The sequence below is a fragment of the Craterilacuibacter sp. genome (assembly GCF_051659485.1).
Taxonomy (GTDB): domain Bacteria; phylum Pseudomonadota; class Gammaproteobacteria; order Burkholderiales; family Chromobacteriaceae; genus Craterilacuibacter.
In genome coordinates, this window is sequence record NZ_JBOFOO010000411.1 from 1 (window position 1) to 3,466 (window position 3,466).

Annotated in this window: 5 protein-coding genes; 3 read left to right on the plus strand and 2 right to left on the minus strand. The window is 56.7% G+C overall.

The window, feature by feature from the left end; genetic code table 11:
• Positions 1 to 1,081 (minus strand): OmpP1/FadL family transporter (locus ACRC1E_RS13900; RefSeq protein ID WP_438515686.1); only part of this gene is annotated, 1,081 nt, incomplete at its 3' end.
• A gap of 317 nt (positions 1,082 to 1,398) precedes the next feature.
• Here ACRC1E_RS13900 and ACRC1E_RS13905 point away from each other — a divergent pair.
• The 3 genes from ACRC1E_RS13905 to ACRC1E_RS13915 all read left to right on the plus strand — a co-directional run bounded on the left by ACRC1E_RS13905 (position 1,399) and on the right by ACRC1E_RS13915 (position 3,328).
• A complete protein-coding gene (locus ACRC1E_RS13905) occupies positions 1,399 to 1,971 on the plus strand; it encodes a peptidylprolyl isomerase (RefSeq protein ID WP_438515687.1) in 573 nt (190 codons plus the stop codon).
• A 24-nt stretch (positions 1,972 to 1,995) separates the two neighbouring features.
• On the plus strand, positions 1,996 to 2,487 hold the full coding sequence (locus ACRC1E_RS13910; RefSeq protein ID WP_438515688.1) for a peptidylprolyl isomerase: 492 nt from the start codon (positions 1,996 to 1,998) through the stop codon (positions 2,485 to 2,487).
• A 118-nt stretch (positions 2,488 to 2,605) separates the two neighbouring features.
• Complete coding sequence (locus ACRC1E_RS13915) at positions 2,606 to 3,328, plus strand: UDP-2,3-diacylglucosamine diphosphatase (RefSeq protein ID WP_438515689.1); 723 nt, start codon at positions 2,606 to 2,608, stop codon at positions 3,326 to 3,328.
• Here ACRC1E_RS13915 and ACRC1E_RS13920 read toward each other — a convergent pair.
• On the minus strand, positions 3,280 to 3,466 hold a 187-nt coding region (locus tag ACRC1E_RS13920; RefSeq protein WP_438515690.1), incomplete at its 5' end, for a hypothetical protein. The two genes, ACRC1E_RS13915 and ACRC1E_RS13920, sit on opposite strands and share 49 nt — an antisense overlap.

Here is a 3,466-nt window from a genome sequence, read left to right on the forward strand (position 1 = left end):
TGCCACCCAGGCTCAGCCACACGCGGTCGGTATCGGGAATCAGCGGATTACGGTGCTCGGCGTCCGGCACCGGGCTGGTTTCATATGCCACGCCACCACGCAGGGTCAGCTTGTCGCTGTAGTTGTAATCGGCACCAAGCGATGCAAACCAGCTGGCTTTCCAGTTGTTATTAATTGTCGAAGCCGTCGTACCATTACTCTTGATATCGAGCACATCGAAACGGCTCCAGTTACTCCAGCGCAGGCTGCCGGTCAGTGCCAGTTTAGGATCGATGCGATGATAGCCGGACAGTAGGATGGATTCCGGCGTGGTCACATTGGTCGAGCCGTGATAGACCTTACTGACGTTTAAGTCAGCAACCTCTTTAGTAAAGTCGCCTTCTGTTTCATGCTGGATCTTGGAGCGATAAGACAGGCCAACACGGCTATCGGCATCAAACTGATACATCAGGCCCAAGTTGTAGCCGTAATCCCAGCTATCGGCTTCAATTTCTCCACTCGCATTAAAAGTTCCCACATTTGGAATATCTGCTTTGTCACCCTTCTTCAGATTGGCCTTGGTATATTGCGCCGATACCCCGCCACCGATACTCCACTTGTCGTCCAGCTGATAAGCCAAGGACGGGTTGAAGTCGACCGTCATCACGTGAGCTTCGATACCGCCGCTACGCCCGCCCCAGTCTTCACCATAACCCGACCCCAGGCCGAAGGGGACGGTGACGCCAAAGCCGAAACGGGTACGTTCGTTGATTTCCTTGACGAAGAAGGCATTCGGAATCGCCTCGCCACCGGCACGGCCATTATCGCTGAAGCGCTTGCCGGTAGTGGACGTTCCTTCAAATGGCGCATCGATCTCGGCATAAGTAAAACCGCCCTGCACTTGTGTGCCGTTCAGCAGCATCATGCCGGCCGGATTGTAGAATACGGCCGACAAATCATCACCGGCGACGCCGGCACCCGCATGGGCGCGGCCCAGGCCGACAATACTCTGCTCGGACAACTGGAAGCCGGCGGCGTGCACCGCAGGCGCGGCGGCAAACAGGGCTGCAATCAACAATGAGGTGCGGTTAAAACGGATCATGCGGGTCTCCGGGCAGCTTAAGCTGCCGTGGTCTGAATTCGTCTGGTGCATACACGCCCCCACCTTTAGCGGGATAGCGGTCGCTTTTTAGAGCGCAGAGTCTAAGCTCTGACTGCGCACTTAGACAAGCAAATTCAAGCGAAAAAATACAAAAACGAATCAAATTGCGCAATAAAATTTCATGTGGGTAAAAATTCAGTGAGAAAAGATCAACTACACCGCCTTGCTATGCATCTTGCAGCCCAAGACTAGCCGTGCATGGCGGCTATGCTAGAATCCGTGCGTCGCAAACACCCGCCACATTACGAGAGATACCGATGAAACGCTTGCTCACTTCCCTGCTCTTGTGCAGCCTGCCTGCTATCACCCTCGCTGCACCAGTGGTGGAATTGGTCACCAACAAGGGCTCGATCGAAGTCACGCTGGATGCTGCCAAGGCACCCAAGACTGTCGCCAACTTCCTCGCCTACGCCAAAAGCGGCCACTACAACGGCACGATGTTCCATCGCGTGATCGACGGCTTCATGGTGCAAGGTGGCGGCTTCGAGATAAAAAACGGCTCGCTGTCTGAAAAAGCGGCCAAGGCCAAAGTCGTTAACGAAGCCGATAACGGCCTGAAAAACCGCATCGGCACCTTGGCCATGGCGCGCACCTCAGATCCCCATTCAGCCGGCAGCCAGTTCTTCATCAATGTGGCCGACAATGAATTCCTCGACCACAAAGGCAAGACCAACCAAGGCTGGGGCTATGCAGTCTTCGGCAAGGTCAGCAAGGGAATGGACATCGTGAACCGCATTGCCAAGAGCCGCACCGGCTATAAGGACGGCATGCAGGATGTTCCGCAGGAACCCACCATCGTACAAAAAGTCATTATCAAATCCGAGCAGTAAACCTCTTAATCAAGGACAAATACCATGATCAAACTGACGACCAACTTCGGCGATATCGTACTGGAACTGGATCACGAAAAAGCGCCGCTGACCGCCGCCAACTTCGAGCAGTATGTTAAGGACGGCCACTACGACGGCACCATTTTCCACCGCGTCATCAACGGCTTCATGGTTCAGGGCGGTGGTTTTACTGCCGATATGGAACAAAAACCGACTCGCGACAATATCAAGAACGAAGCCAATAACGGCCTGAAGAACGCGAACTACACCGTGGCCATGGCTCGCACGCCGGCACCGCATTCGGCCTCCGCCCAGTTCTTTATCAATGTGGCCGATAACGACTTCCTCAACTTCCAGTCCGAAACCTCCAATGGCTGGGGCTACGCCGTATTTGGCAAGGTGGTGGAAGGCAAGGATGTGGTTGACCGCATCAAGACCACCAAGACCGGCCGCAAAGGCATGCATCAGGATGTTCCGGTGGAAGCCGTCGTCCTCGAAAAAGCCGAAATCATCTGATTGGCCAGGCTTGCGGATTAGGGTATCCGCAAGCCGTCACCCATACAGACGGGCAGCTAGGTCTAGGCCGCTGCCCGTTTTTTACTACAGGCCCCGCCGCCCCGGATACAGCACGCACATGCCCATCCATTTCATTTCCGACCTGCACCTGTCCGAAGATGTCCCCGAACTTGCCGCCCTATTCGAGCGCACACTACAAGACTGGGCAGGACATCTAGACGCGCTCTACATTTTGGGCGATTTGTTTGAATACTGGGTGGGAGACGACGACAGCTCCAACTTCAATACCCGCATGACCGCCGCCATGCACGCCTTTGCCCAAAACACCCCCTTGTATGTGATGCACGGCAACCGCGACTTCTTGCTGGGCGCAGGCTTCGAGCAGGCCAGCGGTGCAAGCTTGCTGCCGGACCCGACCCTGTTATCCGCCTATGGCCGCGATATTGTACTCAGCCACGGTGATGCGCTGTGCACTGCCGACACCGCCTATCAGCAATTCCGTGCCATGAGCCGCAATCCGCTATGGCAAAAGGCGCTACTGGCCAAACCGCTGGCAGAACGCCACGCCATTGCCCGCTTGGCACGCAGCCAGAGCGAAGGCATGAAACGGGAACAGGGGTATACCGAAAATGGCGATGTGACCGATGCCGCACTCTATGCGCTGATGGACGAATACGGCTGGCCGCTATTGATACACGGCCACACCCACCGCCCGGGCCACACCCCGATCAGATGCGAGCCATGCGCAAGCGAGCGCTGGGTGATTGCCGACTGGCACGACGGCCGTGGCGGCTATCTGCGACTGGACGAAACGGGACTGAGCGCCCGGGAATTGGGGTAACTCGGGACTCGGGACTCGGGACTCGGGACTCGGGACTCGGGACTCGGGACTCGGGACTCGGGACTCGGGACTCGGGACTCGGGACTCGGGACTCGGGACTCGGGACTCGGGACTCGGGACTCGGGACTCGGGACTCGG

Bases quoted from the DNA above. Each gene is read 5' to 3' on its own strand.
- ACRC1E_RS13905 (WP_438515687.1), top strand. From the start codon at position 1,399: ATGAAACGCTTGCTCACTTCCCTGCTCTTGTGCAGCCTGCCTGCTATC.
- ACRC1E_RS13910 (WP_438515688.1), top strand. From the start codon at position 1,996: ATGATCAAACTGACGACCAACTTCGGCGATATCGTACTGGAACTGGAT.
- ACRC1E_RS13915 (WP_438515689.1), top strand. From the start codon at position 2,606: ATGCCCATCCATTTCATTTCCGACCTGCACCTGTCCGAAGATGTCCCC.